Origin of the sequence: Paenibacillus sp. EKM211P (assembly GCF_011066175.1) — a bacterium.
GTDB lineage: Bacteria > Bacillota > Bacilli > Paenibacillales > Paenibacillaceae > Paenibacillus > Paenibacillus polymyxa.
Genome location: NZ_JAAMNS010000026.1, coordinates 42,260 through 60,391, shown reverse-complemented (window position 1 = coordinate 60,391; position 18,132 = coordinate 42,260). Strand labels below are relative to the sequence as shown.

General features: G+C 46.6%; 16 protein-coding genes and 1 other RNA gene. 1 reads left to right on the top strand and 16 read right to left on the bottom strand.

Annotated features, from left to right (window positions below):
* Nucleotides 1-404: 404 nt before the first annotated feature.
* The 14 genes from G9G57_RS24890 to rpoE all read right to left on the bottom strand — a co-directional run bounded on the left by G9G57_RS24890 (nucleotide 405) and on the right by rpoE (nucleotide 13,495).
* Nucleotides 405-680, bottom strand: coding sequence for a pro-sigmaK processing inhibitor BofA family protein (locus G9G57_RS24890; protein ID WP_016818582.1), 276 nt, complete (start codon nucleotides 678-680; stop codon nucleotides 405-407).
* Nucleotides 677-988 (bottom strand): DUF2508 family protein, encoded by a 312-nt coding sequence (locus tag G9G57_RS24885; RefSeq protein ID WP_016818581.1) that lies wholly within the window; start codon nucleotides 986-988, stop codon nucleotides 677-679. The genes G9G57_RS24890 and G9G57_RS24885 overlap by 4 nt, the downstream gene beginning before the upstream one ends.
* 212 nt (nucleotides 989-1,200) lie before the next feature.
* Complete coding sequence (gene recR, locus G9G57_RS24880) at nucleotides 1,201-1,800, bottom strand: recombination mediator RecR (RefSeq protein ID WP_016818580.1); 600 nt, start codon at nucleotides 1,798-1,800, stop codon at nucleotides 1,201-1,203.
* A gap of 26 nt (nucleotides 1,801-1,826) precedes the next feature.
* Entirely contained in the window at nucleotides 1,827-2,138 is a 312-nt protein-coding gene (locus tag G9G57_RS24875; RefSeq protein WP_013368784.1) for a YbaB/EbfC family nucleoid-associated protein, read from the bottom strand.
* A 40-nt stretch (nucleotides 2,139-2,178) separates the two neighbouring features.
* On the bottom strand, nucleotides 2,179-3,927 hold the full coding sequence (gene dnaX / locus G9G57_RS24870) for a DNA polymerase III subunit gamma/tau (protein WP_164965649.1): 1,749 nt from the start codon (nucleotides 3,925-3,927) through the stop codon (nucleotides 2,179-2,181).
* Between the two features lie 157 nt (nucleotides 3,928-4,084).
* Nucleotides 4,085-4,351, bottom strand: an RNA gene (ffs, locus tag G9G57_RS24865) — signal recognition particle sRNA large type.
* A gap of 111 nt (nucleotides 4,352-4,462) precedes the next feature.
* The gene (gene rpmE, locus G9G57_RS24860; protein ID WP_016818578.1) at nucleotides 4,463-4,660 is read right to left on the bottom strand and encodes a 50S ribosomal protein L31; all 198 of its coding nucleotides are present in this window, start codon (nucleotides 4,658-4,660) and stop codon (nucleotides 4,463-4,465) included.
* Nucleotides 4,661-4,812: 152 nt separating this feature from the next.
* A complete protein-coding gene (locus tag G9G57_RS24855) occupies nucleotides 4,813-6,084 on the bottom strand; it encodes a radical SAM protein (RefSeq protein WP_019685780.1) in 1,272 nt (423 codons plus the stop codon).
* A gap of 93 nt (nucleotides 6,085-6,177) precedes the next feature.
* Complete coding sequence (gene rho / locus G9G57_RS24850) at nucleotides 6,178-7,515, bottom strand: transcription termination factor Rho (RefSeq protein WP_019685779.1); 1,338 nt, start codon at nucleotides 7,513-7,515, stop codon at nucleotides 6,178-6,180.
* A gap of 260 nt (nucleotides 7,516-7,775) precedes the next feature.
* A complete protein-coding gene (locus G9G57_RS24845) occupies nucleotides 7,776-9,029 on the bottom strand; it encodes a UDP-N-acetylglucosamine 1-carboxyvinyltransferase (protein WP_016818575.1) in 1,254 nt (417 codons plus the stop codon).
* Between the two features lie 225 nt (nucleotides 9,030-9,254).
* Entirely contained in the window at nucleotides 9,255-10,109 is an 855-nt protein-coding gene (gene fba, locus G9G57_RS24840) for a class II fructose-1,6-bisphosphate aldolase (protein WP_016818574.1), read from the bottom strand.
* A 248-nt stretch (nucleotides 10,110-10,357) separates the two neighbouring features.
* A complete protein-coding gene (locus G9G57_RS24835) occupies nucleotides 10,358-10,726 on the bottom strand; it encodes a response regulator (RefSeq protein WP_164965648.1) in 369 nt (122 codons plus the stop codon).
* A gap of 214 nt (nucleotides 10,727-10,940) precedes the next feature.
* Nucleotides 10,941-12,542, bottom strand: a complete 1,602-nt coding sequence (locus G9G57_RS24830; protein ID WP_016818572.1) for a CTP synthase — start codon at nucleotides 12,540-12,542, stop codon at nucleotides 10,941-10,943.
* Between the two features lie 401 nt (nucleotides 12,543-12,943).
* Nucleotides 12,944-13,495 carry a DNA-directed RNA polymerase subunit delta gene (rpoE, locus tag G9G57_RS24825; RefSeq protein WP_013368770.1) on the bottom strand — a complete coding sequence of 184 codons (552 nt, stop codon included), beginning with the start codon at nucleotides 13,493-13,495 and terminating at the stop codon, nucleotides 12,944-12,946.
* Between the two features lie 405 nt (nucleotides 13,496-13,900).
* Between rpoE and G9G57_RS24820 the strand changes: the two genes are divergently transcribed.
* A complete protein-coding gene (locus tag G9G57_RS24820) occupies nucleotides 13,901-15,061 on the top strand; it encodes a S8 family peptidase (RefSeq protein ID WP_016818570.1) in 1,161 nt (386 codons plus the stop codon).
* Nucleotides 15,062-15,079: 18 nt separating this feature from the next.
* On the opposite strand, the gene G9G57_RS24815 is transcribed toward G9G57_RS24820, so the two are convergent.
* Both G9G57_RS24815 and G9G57_RS24810 read right to left on the bottom strand, forming a co-directional pair.
* Nucleotides 15,080-16,465: an MBL fold metallo-hydrolase gene (locus G9G57_RS24815; RefSeq protein WP_016818569.1), complete on the bottom strand. Its 1,386-nt coding sequence runs from the start codon at nucleotides 16,463-16,465 to the stop codon at nucleotides 15,080-15,082.
* Nucleotides 16,462-18,132: an ABC transporter permease gene (locus G9G57_RS24810; protein ID WP_113050837.1), complete on the bottom strand. Its 1,671-nt coding sequence runs from the start codon at nucleotides 18,130-18,132 to the stop codon at nucleotides 16,462-16,464. The genes G9G57_RS24815 and G9G57_RS24810 overlap by 4 nt, the downstream gene beginning before the upstream one ends.

Here is an 18,132-nt window from a genome sequence, read left to right as displayed (position 1 = left end):
TTATAGAAAGAGCGATTAGCTCATTTTGAAACTGACGAGATAAAATATCTCATTGTTTGATTTTGCGAACAAAATCAGTTTACTCACTCGTTGTTCAGTTTTCAAAGATCAAACCTTCATTAATACTTCACTTTGTTTCACCACCGCATCTCAGCGGCGACTTAATTAATATAACATACGGTCGGGATTTAAGTCAACACTTTTTTTAAATTATTTTCAATTTTATTTAAGCACTGCTCACACAAAAAATTCCCGGGCTTTAAAGGCCGAGAATTAATGTATCACATTTCAGAATTCGTCGTCAACTATAATTTATAAAATAAAACAATACCGCATTAGACTAACCAAACCCCATCCTTTTTTTGCACACTCCCCTTCCCTAACAACTGCTACAATAATGTTTTTCAGACAGCCTGTCCGAACAATATTATTTTCAGTCCCAGTAAAAGCGCAATTCCTGGCAAGCCTAATATCGTTACTGCTCCCATCGTCACTGGGTTAATCGGAATGTACACCTGTGTAATCCACCCTGAATAATTGATAACATACAGTGCAATAGCTGCCAGAGCCATATGCGCTCCGAATACTACAAACCAACCGATCCCCAGACGTTTTTTGAGGATTAGGTACATCAGTAATCCGGCACAGGCAATCAAGACAAGCCAGACTACCCCTCTCATTCCGCTCTCCGTTTGTGAACCCGGTCAGCATCATTGGCATACCCCGGTTCATCTGCTGGCAGGTGAAAACGATGTAGCCCTTGCTGCTTTGCGCTTTTTAAATGTATTTGATATTTACGCTCCGCAGCTTCCAGAACAAAAATGGCGTAGTCGATTTCATCCTTACCCGTAGCTTCATGAAATAAACGATGTGCTCTTAACCATTCCGCATGCGAAGCTCGAATCTGAGCAAACAATTCCTGGCGATACTCCGCTTCTGTCTTCCCATTCTCCTGACGACGGAAATTTTGCTTCATCCGTTCCCACATTCATTCATCCTCCTCACAAGCTGAATTATGTGTACAGTCTGCAAGACCACCTTATTCATACTTATTGAACAAAGGACAAACTTAGAACCAGAAACGACTATAAAGCCATCTATTCATGCAAATAAAAAAGGAGCCGTAACGGCTCCCTAAGCAAATCAAGGATGTCCCAAGGACATTTCAGTCTCAGAACTTATAACGTATAACTACACCTACTAATTGAGCTCTCTGCGGCCTTCTAGTGCTTTGGACAGGGTGACCTCGTCAGCATACTCCAAATCCCCGCCCACAGGCAAACCGTGAGCAATACGAGTAACCTTGATTTCAAAAGGACGCACTAGCCGTGAAATGTACATAGCCGTGGCCTCTCCTTCAATGTTCGGATTCGTAGCCAGAATCAACTCCTTGACGCGTTCATCACTGAGCCTGGTCAGCAACTCCTTGAGTTTGATATCCTCAGGACCAATCCCCTCCATCGGAGAGATTGCCCCGTGAAGTACATGGTACAAACCATCAAACTCCTTGGTACGCTCCATAGCCACCAAATCCTTGGCATCCTGAACAACACATATGACGGAAGCATCCCTCGTCTTATCCTGACAGATCCGACAAGGGTCCGTGTCCGTAATATTGCCGCAGACTGAACAAAAGTGAAGATTTCGTTTTACATTGACCAGCGCTTTGGCGAAATCAATCACATCATCTTCCTTCATTTTCAGTACGTGAAAAGCCAACCGGGCAGCTGTTTTTGGGCCTACTCCCGGCAGGCGCGTAAAAGCATCAATCAGCTTTGCAATCGGCTCGGGATAATGCAATAGCGTGTTTCTCCTTTATGAGTAGACTAGAACAAGCCCGGAATTTTCATACCACCTGTAAATTTACCCATATCATCATTAGCCAGTTCATCCGCTTTGGACAAAGCATCATTGACTGCAGTGAGTACGAGGTCTTGCAGCATTTCTACATCATCAGGATCTACAGCTTCCGGTTTGATTGTGATGGACAACACTTTTTTATGTCCACTTACCTCTACAGTTACCACACCGCCACCAGAAGAACCTTCGATTACTTTCCCACCAAGCTCCTCTTGGGCTTTCAGCATTTGTTCCTGCATCTTTTTCACTTGCTTCATCATTTGGTTCATATTGTTCATTTCAATCATCTCCTTTAATGAAGTATACATCTACATTTCATTATTCTTTAATGACTACCAGGTCTTCCCCGAACAGCTGAATCGCTTCATCAATCCAGGGCTCCTTGGACTTTCCCGGCGCATCATGCTCCGGCTCCAGTTGCAATTCTTCGGCAGGCTGGTCAGAAACTCCTTCAATCGCAGCATTCCAATCCTTTTGCATCATCGTTACCAAACGATAAGGATGACCCAACTGCTCATGCAAAACCTTCTCGATGACCTGCTTATTGGTAGGCTTTTCGGTAGTTTCACGATGAATGTTGTTTTTAAACGCGACCAGCACACTGTCCTCTAACACAGAAACCGGCTCACCATCCATAAACCAAGCATGAACCGTAACTTTCGCCTCTTTTACCCCTTGCAAAATCTGGCTCCACTTGCGCCCCACCGCTGCGAATGCTTCGCTTGACTTCTCAGCGATATAGCGATCCAACTGAGAAGGAAGTTTAGCTGGCGCTGAAAGACGTGGAGCAGGGGCACGACCACCAGAAGCCTGACGACCGCCTGAAGATGCCTCCTGACCCGCTCCAGCGGCCAAGCCACCTTGCATTGCACGTTCCAGCTTCTTTTCCAGCTCAGCAAGCTGGCGCTTTAACATGGCCACTTCTTCCTGACCAGCAGCACCAGAGCGCTGTACAGTCGGCTGAGCAGCAGTTCCCGCTTCCCCCGGAATGCTGCATAACTTCAATAGAGCTACCTCAAATAAAGTTTGGGGCTGAACGGCATATTTCATCTCACCTTGATAACGATTAAGGGTGTCGATCATTGCAAAGAGCTGCTCCTTGGTAAAAGCATCTGCCACTTCCTTAAACTGCTCCGGATTCAGCACTCGCTCTGTCATTTTGGTCGCCTGCGGCACCATCTTGATCATTAGCAGATCTCGGAAATAGTACAGAAGATTCTCCATACACTTATCCGCACTTTTACCTTCCTGCATAAAGTTCTCGATCAATTGGAGCACTGTGCCCACATCTTCTTTCAGTAATGCCAAGGCCAATTTACCGAATTGCTCGGATGCGATCCCGCCCGTCATATCCAGCACCTGCTGATACGTAACCCGGCCATCAGTAAACGAGGATATCTGATCCAAAACGCTAACCGCATCTCGCATCCCACCATCTGAAAGACGTGCAATATATTGCAGTGCATCCAAATCAGCCTGGATGTTCTCCTGTTGACATATCAGGTCAAGCCGCTCCGTCTGCTCCTCCAGCGATACTCGCCGAAAGTCAAAACGCTGGCAACGTGAAATAATTGTCGCGGGAATCCGATGCGGCTCTGTCGTAGCCAATATAAACATTACGTGTGGCGGCGGCTCTTCCAGCGTCTTGAGCAGCGCATTGAACGCTTCCGTCGTCAGCATGTGCACTTCATCAATGATATAAACCTTGTGCCGCACTTCTGTGGGCGCATATTTGACTTTATCGCGCAAATCACGAATCTCTTCAACACCCCGGTTAGAGGCTGCGTCAATCTCCTGTACATCCATGACCGCTCCGGCCGTGATCCGTTTACAGGCTTCGCATTCGTTGCAAGGTTCCGGCGCAGGTCCATGCTCACAGTTGATTGCCTTGGCCAAAATTTTGGCCGCACTGGTCTTACCCGTTCCTCGCGGACCACTGAACAGGTAGGCATGGGACGTGCGATTTTCGCGGATGGCATTCTGCAATGTCTGGATAATATGCTGTTGTCCTACCATGTCCTTGAAAGCCTGCGGCCGCCAAGCACGGTACAACGCTATATGTTCCAATGCGCGTTCCCTCTTTCCCATTCACTTTCATGACCATTTATGGTCACTTCATTATACTATACTCCCGTCCGAATCTAAACCAGACACATTTCAAATTATAAGCACAAAAAAAACACCTTCGCATAATCGCCAAGATGTTCCAATTCCTAAGTATATACCGTGCACCTGTTATTGATCGTTGTGATCCGAGCGGCAACCCTGAGCAACAACTCGGGCTAGGCAACCCTCCGGCACAAGAGTGGGCTTGCTTATGGCTGCTTCCTTCCGGACCTGACCAGGTTCACAAGTACTCATTGCGGAGGACCCAACCGTCAACATTGTGCGCAGGGACCAGCCTCACATCAACAACACCTCTAACAGGAATTCAACCTCGCTATAGCGGATTGCGAGTTACAGGGCACCGCTACCTCCCCATCTAGCACGGTGAAAATAAGTATATCTCATGGTTGCACAAAATGCAAATAGCAAATAACGACAAAAAGAGCCTCCTGCAATTGCAGAAGGCTCTAATAACTTTATCTCTTGCGGCAACTTATTACATACCGTATTTCTTTTTGAAACGATCCACACGTCCACCAGCATCAATAAACTTCTGCTTACCTGTGAAGAACGGATGGCAAGCGGAGCAAATCTCCACACGCAGAGATTCTTTTACAGAACCAGTTTCAAACGTATTCCCGCAAGCGCAAGTAACATTAGTTACGTTATACTTCGGTTGAATAGCCTGTTGCATTAACTTTCACCTCTTTCCGCCCTGAACGTCCTATCAGCCCAGAGTTGTATGAACACATGTTCAAATTATAGCACTTGAATATAAGTGTTTCAACATCTTTTTAGCACACAAAACAGTGTAAGATCAGTGTGTTTCAAATAACTCCCGACCGTTTAGGTTCTGGCAAATTTGGGACGTGCTAGCCCTTGCGGCGGCACATGAGTGTAAGAACCGATAACCACATCCGGCAGTTCCTCACGATAAATCTCAAGCATTTGCTTCATACCAAGTATCTCCCCTTGAGCCGGTGGAATCAACTCCAGATAGCTTTCAGGATCAATATTCAGATTACGCATTTGAATCAGCTTGAGCTTAGTGCGTTTGGCAAATTCAATCATTGCCTCAATTTCTTCCTCCCGGTCTGTTACACCCGGGAAAATCAAATAGTTGATGGACGTATACACTCCCTGATCGGACGCATAACGGAGTGACTTTTCCACATTAGCCAGCGTGTATCCGCGCGGCTTGTAATACGCATTGTAATGGTCGTCCAATGCACTAATTGTGCTTACTCGCATGAGATCAAGACCCGCATCCACAATTCCCCGGATATGATCATTCAATCCCGCATTGGTGTTGATATTAATATATCCCATATCTGTAACGGAACGTACTTCTTTGATCGCATCAATAATCAGTTTGGCTTGAGTGGAGGGCTCACCTTCACAACCTTGCCCAAAACTGATGATAGACTCAGGTGTCTTCAAATGTTCCAACATAACTTCTACAATCTCTTCCACGCGGGGACGGAAGTTCATTCTTGTCTGAGGAGATACAAAACCACTGTCATCCGGCTGTTCAGATATACAACCAAAGCAGCCCGCATTACAAGAATAAGATACCGGAACTCCCCCCTCCCAGCGATTCAGGAACGTATTCGAGGAAGTAAGGCATTCATACCCCAGCGCACAGTTAGACAAATGCTGGTACAGCCTATTTTCGGGATACTGCTCTGTCATCCGCTGAACTCCCAATTTAACTTGATTGCGGTCACAGTTTTCGGGATTCCATTTGGAAGGACTGTCACTCTGCTCTGCTGTTACATAAAACGCCCCATCTTTCCAGACAACGGCTGAATAACCGAACAAGGGGAGTTTATACTCCTTATCCGTCTTCACATATCCCGGCAGACACAGGCGAGTAAAACCTTGGGGTAACAAAGCCCCTACTGCCTGCATATTTCCCGGAAGAGAGACCATTTCCCCTGTTTCAGGGTTCATACCGACCGGGCGGGTGCTGGGCAGGCTTACCAGTGTGGCTCCTTCCGGCAACGGAATAAGCTCATCCTCCATGATTTCAACAATCATGTCTGCACTACGGGCAAGCCCATACAAAGAAGCATGATCATATACATTGCCTTTTTCGTCGGCATACACCAAATACATTATGGAGCTCCTTTCGTTCCATTAAACGCGCCATTAACAAATGAATAGTAATGGCTGTCTACTTACGGAACAGATAAAATACATGGTTTGGGTTTAATTGGTTGTGGCGGGAACCGACGCTGTGGTAGAACGCGTAGTTCTTCGTTGTTGGCCACCAGAGCTACCTTGCGAGCCGCTGGAAGAAGGTGCTGTCAAATCAAACGAGGCTAAAAACTCAGCGTTAGTTTTGCTGTTACGCAGTTTTTTGAGGAAGCCTTCCACAAAGTCATGGCTTTCCGTCATATTTTTACGAATAGCCCAGATCGTATCTAATTCTTCCTTGTTCAACAGCACTTCCTCACGACGTGTACCGGAACGACGAATATCAATCGCAGGAAAGATACGACGTTCTGCCAGTTTGCGGTCCAAATGCAGCTCCATGTTGCCTGTGCCTTTGAACTCTTCGTAAATAATATCGTCCATACGAGATCCTGTATCAATCAGCGCTGTGGCAAGAATCGTCAAGCTACCGCCTTCCTCCACATTCCGAGCTGCGCCAAAAAAGCGTTTTGGACGGTGAAATGCTGCCGGATCAATACCCCCACTCAAAGTACGACCAGAAGGAGGGATGACGAGATTGTACGCACGAGCCAACCGTGTAATGCTATCCAACAGGATTACAACATCCTTTTTATGTTCTACGAGACGCAGTGCACGCTCCAACACCAGTTCTGCCACTTTGATGTGATTTTCAGGAAGTTCATCAAATGTAGAGGCCACAACTTCACCTTTGACAGAACGCTGCATGTCAGTCACTTCTTCAGGGCGTTCATCAATCAACAAGACAAATAGCTCAATCTCGGGATTGTTGGTAGAAATGCTATTGGCAATTTCTTTGAGGAGAAGCGTCTTCCCAGCTTTGGGAGGTGCCACAATAAGTCCGCGCTGTCCAAGTCCGACAGGGGCCAGTACATCCATAATTCTCGTAGACAAATGGTTGGGGGAAGTTTCAAGGACTAATTTGGTTTGCGGATACAGTGGAGTCAGTGCAGGAAAATGTAGCCGCTCAGCAGCTTGCTCAGGACTTCTTCCATTGACGGCGTTAACTTGAAGCAATCCAAAATACCGTTCATTTTCTTTCGGCGTTCGGCATTTACCGGAAACGAGATCGCCCGTTCTCAGGTCAAACTTGCGGATTTGTGAAGCAGAGATGTAAATATCTTCGGTACTCGGGAGATAGTTGATCGGCCTCAGAAAGCCGTAACCTTCAGGAAGTATTTCCAGAACACCCTGCATAAACATTAATCCACTCTTCTCAGCTTGTGCGCGCAGGATGGCGAAAATTAATTCTTTCTTCTTGAGCGTTCCGTAGTACGGGATCTGGTATTGCTTGGCCAGCTTGTACAGGTCGGTCAGCTTCATTTCTTCCAGATCGGAAATTTGCAGATCCATATAATAACCACCTATTCAATTATTAAGTCCATTCATACAATTAAATGATAGACAATGATATCATAAACACCATCAACATAATTTTAACCAAAACAAATAAAGTTATGCAGCCAGCTGCCTGAATTATACCGAATTATTCCGGTTTTTTGATAAAAGATTGTTAGGTATGACCAAATCTTATACCAAGCAGCGGCTGCATAGGTGTGTTACCCGTTATTCCGCTTTGGTTACAGTAAATTCAAACAAAGTACATGGTTTAATTACTCAGTCTGCCGCCACACATCTGCGCCTAAAAGACGCAGGTTCGAAACGAGATGATCATAACCACGGTCAATATACTCGACACCTGCTACCTCGGTTACCCCTTCGCTTACTGTAAGTCCAGCAATGACAAGGGCCGCTCCGGCGCGCAGATCTGCAGCCTTCACTTTAGCCGCATTCAGTTGACCACCTTCAATAATGGCAGACCGACCCTCTACGCGAATTTTAGCCCCCATTCGCACCAGTTCAGGGACGTGCTTAAAACGATTGCTGTACACAAAATCGCTCAACACACTGACACCCTGAGCTTGGGTTAGCAAGCTGGTCATGGGAGATTGTAAATCTGTGGGGAAGCCGGGGTATACCAAGGCTTTAACGTCGACATGCCCATAGGAAGGTGCACCCAGTACGCGAATACTTTCATCATATTCCTCGATGCCGATGCCCATTTCCTGCATTTTGGCAGTGAGAGCCTCCATATGTTTGGGGATTACATTGTCAATCAATACATTTCCACGGGTTGCCGCAGCAGCAATCATATAAGTGCCTGCTTGTATACGGTCAGGTATGATGGAATGACGGCAACCATGCAGCTCCGACACACCTTCAATACGAATTGTCTCCGTACCAGCGCCTTTAATAATCGCCCCCATGGAGTTTAACAGAGTTGCTACATCTATAATCTCAGGCTCTTTAGCCGCATTTTCGATAGTTGTGGCGCCTTTGGCACGTGCGGCCGCCAGCATAATATTAATGGTTGCTCCTACGCTGCTGACATCCAAATAAATCTTGGTGCCGCGCAGTTCTTTGGCGTGCAAATGAATAGCGCCGTGCTCGTTCGTAACCGTGGCACCCAGCGCTTCAAAACCTTTGATATGCTGATCAATGGGCCGGGGTTCAAAATTACATCCTCCTGGCAAACCGATGATCGCTTCCTTGAATCTGCCCAGCATGGCCCCCATCATATAATAAGAGGCTCGTAATTTCTTAACAGGTCCATTCGGCATGGGAATGGATTTAATGGAGGAAGGGTCTATCTTCATCTGGCTACCTTCCCAGGTAACCTTTGCGCCAAGCTCCTCCAATATTTCGGAATACACCGCCACATCACTGAGCAGCGGCAAATTATCCAAAATGACTTCCGACTCTGCCAGAATGGCTGCGGGAATCAAGGCGATGGCACTGTTTTTGGCACCGCTGATGGAAACTGTACCCTGAAGCGGCCGTCCACCGGTGATCATCAATTTTTCCATAAGCTTGAGGGTCCCCCTACGTGTTTTGCAGTCGGTCAAACAATGAACTGAAACCATAAACTTTCAACTTTTTAAGTGGTTAAAATGGAAAGACACCGGCTAAGCGGTGTGCTTTCCATACCACACTATTCAACTGTACAGATTTAAATATTTTGTGCAGCATAATTACAGCTACAACGAAGAAATGCATCCAGTCTATGCAGAGGCATGACTAGTTGGAACTTATTACGCTTTGTTGTTGGAACCGAACTCACGGATTTTACCGATAACTGTTTGTTTGATTGCTTCACGACCTGGTTGGATGAATGTACGTGGATCGTAAGCATCTGGTTTTGCAGCAAGCACTTCACGAACCACTTTCGCAAATGCGATTTGGTTTTCAGTGTTTACGTTGATTTTGGAAGTACCCAGGGAAATGGATTTTTGGATGTCATGTGTAGGGATACCTGTTCCGCCATGAAGAACGAGTGGCATTTTCACAGCATCGCGAATTTCTTCCATTTCTTTAAAGCCCAGGTTTGGTTCACCTTTGTATGGTCCATGAACAGAACCCAGTGCAGGAGCCAGTGTATCGATGCCTGTTTCTTTAACGATACGTACACAATCGTCCAGCTTAGCGTACATTACGTCACCTACAACATCATCTTCTTGACCGCCAACCATTCCAACTTCAGCTTCAACGGAAACACCTTTGGAATGTGCATATTCAACAACTTTCTTCGTTGTTTCGATATTTTTCTCGATTGGGCTGTGGGAATCGTCAATCATAACAGATGTGAAACCAGCGTCGATTGCTTCTTTACATTTGTCAAAGCTAGAACCGTGGTCCAAGTGAATTGCAACTGGAACCGTAATTTTCATGTCATGAATAAGACCTTCTACCATTTTAACAACAGTGTAGAATCCGCCCATGTGACGTGCTGCGCCTTCAGAAACACCCAAGATTACTGGGGATTTTTCTTCTTCAGCAGCGCCCAAGATAGCTTGAGTCCACTCCAGGTTATTAATATTGAATTGACCTACTGCATATTTTCCTTCGAGTGCTTTGTTCAACATGTCTTTCATAGATACCAATGGCATGGTTACAGTCCTCCTAAAGGTGTTTGGGTTTGTCTATATTTTTAGCCGACATCACATACGGGCTTATTATACCACAACCCATGTTAAATACTAAACAAGCTTTTGCATATCAACACATACAAAAATCACGCTCAGGACGCCGTTTTTCCATAGAATTGTATAAGGAGAGGATTTACTTTCAGTATTTCCCATAATCACAAACAAAAAACCCTGTTTTGTTAACAGAGTTCTCAACCAAAATGACTTCCCTAGTCACCTCTGAGTTGTTTGTTCACGGCGATCCGTATTTCATCAATATCAAAGGGCTTGGTAAAATGCATAAGTGCACCTAGCTCCGTCGCCTCTTTAATCATGTCCAGTTCTCCATACGCTGTCATCATAATAACCTTGATGTCGGGATTCATGCTTTTTAGGTGCTTCAGAATTTCAAGTCCGTCCATACCTGGAATTTTCATATCGAGCAGAACCAGATCAGGTGGTTCCTTCTCAACAATCTCAAGAGCAATTTTCCCGTTCGCTGCCTGAAAGGTCTCATAACCCTCACTTCCGAACACTTCCATCAGTAAAATCCGTATTCCATTCTGGTCATCGACGATTAATACTTTTTTCTTTTCCAATGTTTTAACCTCCTAAGATCTTAAAACGAGGATCATGCAGCTATTGCCATAACAGCGTCCGATGACGTACAATATCCGTCCCATACCTAAAACTATATTCGCTCCTGCAAAAAGAAAATCCTGCTCTTATACATAATTGTGGAATATTCTTTCATAATCAGGAAGCATGGGATAAAAAAAAGACCTCCCAAAGGAGGTCTTTCAAGCTGTAGCATTAACCTTGAAGCTGCAATGCCGCTTTTACAAATTCACGGAACAAAGGCTGTGGACGATTCGGACGGGAAGTAAATTCTGGATGGAATTGTACCGCCAGGAACCATGGATGCTCAGGAAGCTCGACAATTTCCACCAAACGTCCATCCGGTGAAGTACCAGAAATACGAAGACCTGCTTTTTCAATAACTTCACGATATTCGTTATTGAATTCGTACCGATGACGATGTCTCTCGTACACCAGCTCGTCGTTGTAGCAAGCCTCTGCCAGGGAACCTTCCACCAGTTTACATGGATACAGGCCAAGACGCATGGTACCGCCCAAATCTTCGATGTCTTTTTGGTCAGGAAGCAAGTCAATGACAGGATAATCGGTAGCCGGGTTAATTTCCGAGCTGTTGGCTCCTTCGAGACCAGCCAGGGAACGAGCAACCTCAATAACAGATACCTGCATACCCAGGCAAATACCGAAGAACGGAATTTTTTGCTCCCGTGCATAACGAATGGTGCTGATTTTGCCTTCAATTCCGCGATCGCCGAAGCCACCTGGTACGAGAATACCGCCAATGCCGCCCAGCATGTCAGCTACGTTCTCGTCCGTTACTTCTTCAGCGTTCACCCAGCGGATTTTCACGTCCGCATTTGCATCAAATCCAGCGTGAGAAAGTGACTCAACAACACTTAAGTATGCATCATGTAGCGCAACATATTTACCAACAATAGCAATTTCAACCGTTTTGTCCAACTTGCTGATTCGATCAACTAACCCTTCCCATTCGGTCATATCCGGTGCAGGTGTTGTCAGCTTCAGGTGGTTAACTACGATTTCGTCCAAACCTTCTTCACGTAGGTTCAACGGAACCTCGTAGAGAGTCGAAGCATCGCGGCATTCTACCACTGCATTCGCATCAATATCGCAGAACAATGCAATTTTAGCCTTCATATCGGAGGACAATTCATGCTCTGTACGGCAAACAATGACATTCGGTTGAATGCCGATGCTGCGCAGTTCTTTCACACTGTGCTGAGTTGGTTTGGTTTTAACCTCACCAGCAGCTTTAATATAAGGAATGAGCGTTACGTGAATGTACATCACATTTTCGCGCCCAACTTCACTTTTAAGCTGACGAATGGCTTCCAAAAATGGCAAGCTTTCAATATCGCCTACAGTACCGCCGATTTCCGTAATAATGACATCCGAACCCGCTTCACGGCCTGCACGGTACACGCGCTCCTTGATTTCGTTCGTAATATGAGGGATAACCTGTACGGTACCGCCCAAATATTCTCCGCGACGCTCTTTGCTGATCACGCTGGAATATACCTTGCCTGTTGTGACATTGCTGTTCTTGGACAGATTAATATCAATAAAGCGCTCATAGTGTCCCAAGTCGAGATCCGTTTCCGCACCATCATCCGTTACAAACACTTCACCGTGCTGGTAAGGGCTCATGGTACCTGGATCGACATTCAGGTACGGATCAAATTTTTGAATCGTTACCTTCAGTCCCCTGTTCTTCAAAAGCCTCCCCAGTGAAGCTGCCGTAATCCCTTTGCCCAAGGAAGACACAACCCCGCCTGTCACAAAAATATACTTCGTCACTGTTCAAAACCCTCCTAGATAAGATGCAAAAATTCAGGCGACATTATGATGTTATCGTAACCCGTTTGCACGGATTATCATCCATGAAGAAGGCAGCGGTTATATTTTCCAATCCGCCGCCCTTAGCCCTCTTTCATGAGTGAAAACACCCCTATAAAAAACAAAAAAGCACTCCCGTAGTACGGGGCACTTTTATACAAAAAGCAAACATATAAGTGAATCAATCATAAGCCCAAGCAATAGTTTACCCCGTGTCCAATCCGCTGTCAAGGAAGTTATCTGTGTTAATTTGTCCTTTGAACCTGATTGGAATAAATCTATCTGAAAGCTATAAATCAGCAGGGGTTTCAAGAAAACGGTCATGAAAAAGGGGAGAGCGTATCTCCCCTTGCAACCTGTTCCTAACGAAGTGAATCGTCGTCGTCTTCGATCGACTCATCGTCATTTTCATCATCTGTATCTTCCTCATCACTGAGGTCTTCATCGTCAATAACTACGTCATCGTCACTATCATCGTCATCTTCTCCGTCGAACAGCTCGTCTTCGCCATCCTCGTCTTCGCTATCTGCATCGAAGTCGTCATCGGAGTTGTATGTTTCTTCTTCCTCATGATAGTCATCTTCGTCGTCATCGTCTTCATCGTTAATGATACGAGGACGCTTGGCGCCTGTCAGGGCATCTTCGGATTTATCTACCGGATACCAACGTTTCAAGCCCCACAGATTCGTACCGACACAGGCAAAACGCCCGTCAATGTTGATTTCAGTATATAGCTGAGCAATAACGTCATTAATTTCTTCGTCGGACAAGCCGCGCAATTTGGCGACTTCATTCATCAGGTCACGGTAATAATATGGAGTATTGGCTGCTTTCAATACCATAAATGCCAAATCCACCATTGGAGTCTCGTGGACTTTCTCCGGGTCAATCTTCAAGTTGAGTGGTGTACTCACCTAGGGACACTTCCTCTCACACGTAATTCACAAGAACATGTTTCAAAGCATACACGATACATGCAATACTAACATATCCATTATCAAAACTAAGTAAAACCTATTTGGAAGCAAATTGCAAGTTAAACATGGGTATCGTCATAATTTCCAAGAATATCCCTCTGCACAAGACGGCACACGTAAAAAGACGGGGTTCCCCCCGCCTCCGACTGTACCCGCTCCGGGAGAGGCCTCCCAAAGTTGTTGCACAAGAGCTTATGCCCTCCATGTATCGTATGTGTCCATAGCTACTTTGACACGACAAGCAGGCCTATTTCCATAAAAAAGGGGCAAGTTTCCCATGCCGTAGCTGACGCTTGCTCATACAATACCTCAGCATGGCTCATCGGAGGGGGACCGTCTCAAATGGACTATCCGGATTTTTTGCAGCGTTTGCATGAGGGTATTTCGGAGCCGTCCGGCAGTGGACGGAACAAACAGATTATCACGTTCGATAAGCCTCACCAATACCGGGAATGCCTGTCCTATCTCAGGAAGCTGAAACCTGAGCTTACGGGATTACGGCAAGTACAACCGGCTAGGCTAATCCGTGCTCTCATCGCTCCGCTTTCAGGGGGAGACAGGCTGGGCAAATATCACCACGGTGTTACCGTTGAAGAAGATACCCGCATAAAGGTTCACGCAGAAACGGCTTATATACCGAAAGCAGAGAAAAGCATTTCTATGCCATGGGGAGTCAAACAGGTACGTGCATACAAGGCTTGGCCTTCCTCGACAGGGAATCGGGTCAGAATCGGTGTGATCGACACAGGAGCGGATTTTCATCATCCTGATCTTCGCCATTCCCTTGCCAGAGGTATCAATTTGTTGAACCGGACCATGCTACCCTATGACGACAACGGCCATGGCACTCATATTGCAGGAACCATCGCGGCATCCAACTATGACGAAGGTATGGTTGGCGTAGCACCACGGGCTTTAATTCATCCTGTAAAAGCATTTGATCATAATGGAGCCGCCTATGTCTCTGACATCATTCTTGGTATCGATTGGTGTGTATTAAATCGTGTCGATATTATTAATATGAGCTTTGGGATGAAGTCGCGTAGCAAGGCACTGCTTGATATGGTGAATAAAGCATATCATAACGGCATTGTAATCGTAGCTTCCTCGGGAAATGAGGGTAAGCGTCGAAGTATTGACTACCCAGCCCGCTATTCCCAGACGATTTCAGTCGGAGCTACCGACAAATACAGACGTATCGCTCCTTTTAGCAATCGGGGGCAATTCGTAGACGTGTACGCACCTGGTGAGAAGATCAGATCCTCCTGGATTCATGGAAAGCATCATGAAATGAGCGGCACCTCTATGGCTACTTCCCATGTGACCGGGAGCATCGCACTTCTCCTTTCACTGAGACCGGAACTGGAGCCTGGAGAAATTAAAGCGCTGCTTAAGCGCACTGCCACACCGCTACGCCTTCGTAAAAGTGCTGGACGCACTTCCATTTCCACCAAGCTTGGAGAAGTGGATGCCTTCCGATTGATGCAAGAGGGCACAAAGTGAACCACGATCTGATGAATACTAAACCTCTATCGTTGCACCTGGCTCCAAAGAGTGAACTTCTCTGGCAGGACCTCCATGTTCATTATTTCCTTCTCTTATTAACTCATCTCGTACAAGGTCGGTCTGCAATTTGGGTGCATGAACGAGTACAACCTGTTTGCTAGGCATCTCCTTCAGCATTTGCCGTACATCCGATAATCCTTGGTGCACCTTGTAAATCAAATGCCGAGCTATACAGATGTCATTGGCGTCTGCACGTTCCAACAGATGTTTACCAAAAGAACCATTGGAAGCATGCCCGGTCAATATCACACTGTTCCTAATATCCTCCCCGCTATCCACATCGATCAGCATATTGCGGTGATCCGACAGATATTGATAATACCAACGCGCCTGCGGGGAATCCATCATGCCGTCTCTTGTTACGATAATAGTGGCCGTGTTCCGTTCCAGCAGACTTATTCGTTCCGCAGTATCACGAGGCACAAACACCCTGTCACTGTTCAACACATGTTTTATTCGCGTGGAAGCTCCCGGACGTAGCCACTCTTTCCATCGATTTAACTGTTTCAATCCGTGCCACAGGTCAGGCTCTATAATTATTGCTTGTTCAGGAAATTGCTCGCTGGCCCATACGATCAATTCCTGTCCTCTGCCAAAGGCAGGCACTGGCAACAACACATGGCCGCCAGACAATAATACCTGCTCCATCTCGACCCTCAGCCGCTCCAGCTTAACAGGCTGCGGGTCTATATCCATACCATAAGCATTGTCCATGATAGATATGTCCACTAGATTGGACTTTGGCTTGCATCCAGGAAGGTCATCTCCCCCCTCTCCCATACACAAGTCCGGTGCATCGGCAGCAAGAAGCTCAGATTCACGGCTATAGTCTCCGGAAAAGAACAGCCGCTTCCCTTCCAATTCTACGATATACCACACTGCACCAGCCAAATGCCCACTGCGTCCCCACATCATTTTCACACCCGGACAAGCTTCACGCCATACTCCTGAAGGCCCCTCGTCTTCTAGATAGCGATAGGTAATAGATTGGATATCTTGTTCACTGTAGGGCAATTCGCCGCCTCTCGATTCAACATAAGTTTGCCAGGAGCGAAAATAGGATCCCAGCTGCTCAGCGGTAGCCTTGGTCGTCCAGACCTCTCCCCGATATCCATACTTGTACAGTAAGGGGAGCGCCATGGAATGATCCTCATGTGCATGAGACAGCAAAACAGTAGTTAGCTCCTTCACCTTCTGTGGCGGAAAAACCGGATATTGCCCGGTTCCTTCCTTTTTTACGCCACAATCCAGCATGATACGATGCTGCTTTCCTTCAAAAACATAACAGGAGCGGCCATGTTCGCCCGCTCCACCCCAAATCCTAAGCTTGGTCATCATCATTTCCACTTTCTCCGCGAGTTTAAGCTTTCCATTAAGATCAGTAGCAATGTGGTCAAACCAACCGATATAACAGCCATCGCCATGCCAAGCGACACCTGTCCCTGCTCAAACTGGGCAAATATATAGGTTGCAGACGTCTGGACGGATGGCGGTAAAATCAGCAACGATCCTACCAGCTCCCGTGAAGTAATGGTAAAGGTCATCATCCAACCAGCGAGCATCCCCGGTCCAATCAGCGGCAGTACAATCCGGCGGAATATGTAAGACGGACGCCCGCCGAATACCTGTCCCGCCTGAAAAAGACCAGTGTCCACCTGTGTAAAGGCGCTTTTGACATACTGCACCGTATAAGGAACAAACAAAATAACATACGTCAGAATGACCATGCCATATGTGTTATACAATGGAATGGGCATCCACGGCGAATTCCACCACAAAATCAGACCCACCACCATAACAATTCCCGGCACTGTATTCGGAAGTAAACTGAATGCATCAACTGTCCGTTGGATTTTCGTGCGTGATCCACCGATAACAAGCGCAAACCAGGTGCCCAGCACCACAGCAAGTGTCGATGCACCCAAAGAGAGAAATACACTGTTCAGTAGCGCTTCCATGCTTTCAGAACCCCACGACAGCAGTTCCTTGTAATAGTCGAGTGTAAGGTTGTTCCATGCCAATCCGATTCCCCGCAGCTTCATGGAGGAGGCCGCAATAATTGAAAAGTAAGGGATGCCAATAGCTGCGATGAGCAGCAATAGGATGAACATGACACTCAGTGCTGTAGTCCAGCTGGATACACGAAGACGGGAAGGACGGGAACCTTTACCCCCTACCAGTCTGTATGTGAACTTTCGGTTGATCACCGATTGCACATACCACATAAGCAGGCAGGCCGTTAACAGCACCGAGGCCATGGACGTCGCTTTGCCAAAATCGATGGGCCAGCTGGAAATATATTTGTGAATTTCAGAAGTCATAACCTCATACCCGATACGTCTCCCAAAGGTAGCGGGTGTGCCAAACTCGGCAATCGTTTTAACGAAAATGAGCAGCGCACCCATTCCGTATGCCGATAGTAGCAGCGGTAAAATGATTCGACGGAACCTGTACAGAAAGCCTCCGCCCATGACAGCACCCGCCTCTTCCAGACTGCCGCCAATCCTCACCAGCGCCCCGCGTAACAGCAGGTACAGGAATGGAAACAGATGCAGGCTCATGATCATCACCATGCCGCCAAGGCTGAAGAAGGAAGCCGTTAAGAAATGCATATCCGGGAGCAACTGCTCCATATACCCGTTTTTTTGCATAAACAGGATCCATCCCATGGAACCGATATAGGGCGGAGTCATAAACGGAATCAGCAGCACGACATCCAACCAGCGCCAGTGTGCGAGTCGGGTGTTGGACATGATCCAGGCTAGCGGAAGTGCAAGGACGGTCGTTCCTGCGATCACACAGATGCCTAGCCAGATCGAGTTGAATAGCACTCCTGCAAATTGAGAAGCAGCTAACGTTCGAAAAGGCGCAGCCCATTGAAATGTCCCATCAACATACACACTTTGGATGAAGATTTGCAGCAACGGCAGTACAATTAGGATAAAAAGCGCGATCAGAGCAAGTGTCAGGGACCATCCCCTGATGTGTTTAACAGACAAACCTCCCAT

Excerpts from the sequence above, each read along its gene's own strand:
- G9G57_RS24890 (WP_016818582.1), bottom strand. The coding sequence starts at position 680 with ATGAGAGGGGTAGTCTGGCTTGTCTTGATTGCCTGTGCCGGATTACTG.
- G9G57_RS24885 (WP_016818581.1), bottom strand. The coding sequence starts at position 988 with ATGTGGGAACGGATGAAGCAAAATTTCCGTCGTCAGGAGAATGGGAAG.
- G9G57_RS24875 (WP_013368784.1), bottom strand. The coding sequence starts at position 2,138 with ATGAACAATATGAACCAAATGATGAAGCAAGTGAAAAAGATGCAGGAA.
- rpmE (WP_016818578.1), bottom strand. The coding sequence starts at position 4,660 with ATGCAACAGGCTATTCAACCGAAGTATAACGTAACTAATGTTACTTGC.
- G9G57_RS24855 (WP_019685780.1), bottom strand. The coding sequence starts at position 6,084 with ATGTATTTGGTGTATGCCGACGAAAAAGGCAATGTATATGATCATGCT.
- rho (WP_019685779.1), bottom strand. The coding sequence starts at position 7,515 with ATGGATCTGCAAATTTCCGATCTGGAAGAAATGAAGCTGACCGACCTG.
- G9G57_RS24845 (WP_016818575.1), bottom strand. The coding sequence starts at position 9,029 with ATGGAAAAATTGATGATCACCGGTGGACGGCCGCTTCAGGGTACAGTT.
- fba (WP_016818574.1), bottom strand. The coding sequence starts at position 10,109 with ATGCCATTGGTATCTATGAAAGACATGTTGAACAAAGCACTCGAAGGA.
- G9G57_RS24820 (WP_016818570.1), top strand. The coding sequence starts at position 13,901 with ATGGACTATCCGGATTTTTTGCAGCGTTTGCATGAGGGTATTTCGGAG.
- G9G57_RS24815 (WP_016818569.1), bottom strand. The coding sequence starts at position 16,465 with ATGATGATGACCAAGCTTAGGATTTGGGGTGGAGCGGGCGAACATGGC.
- G9G57_RS24810 (WP_113050837.1), bottom strand. The coding sequence starts at position 18,132 with ATGGGAGGTTTGTCTGTTAAACACATCAGGGGATGGTCCCTGACACTT.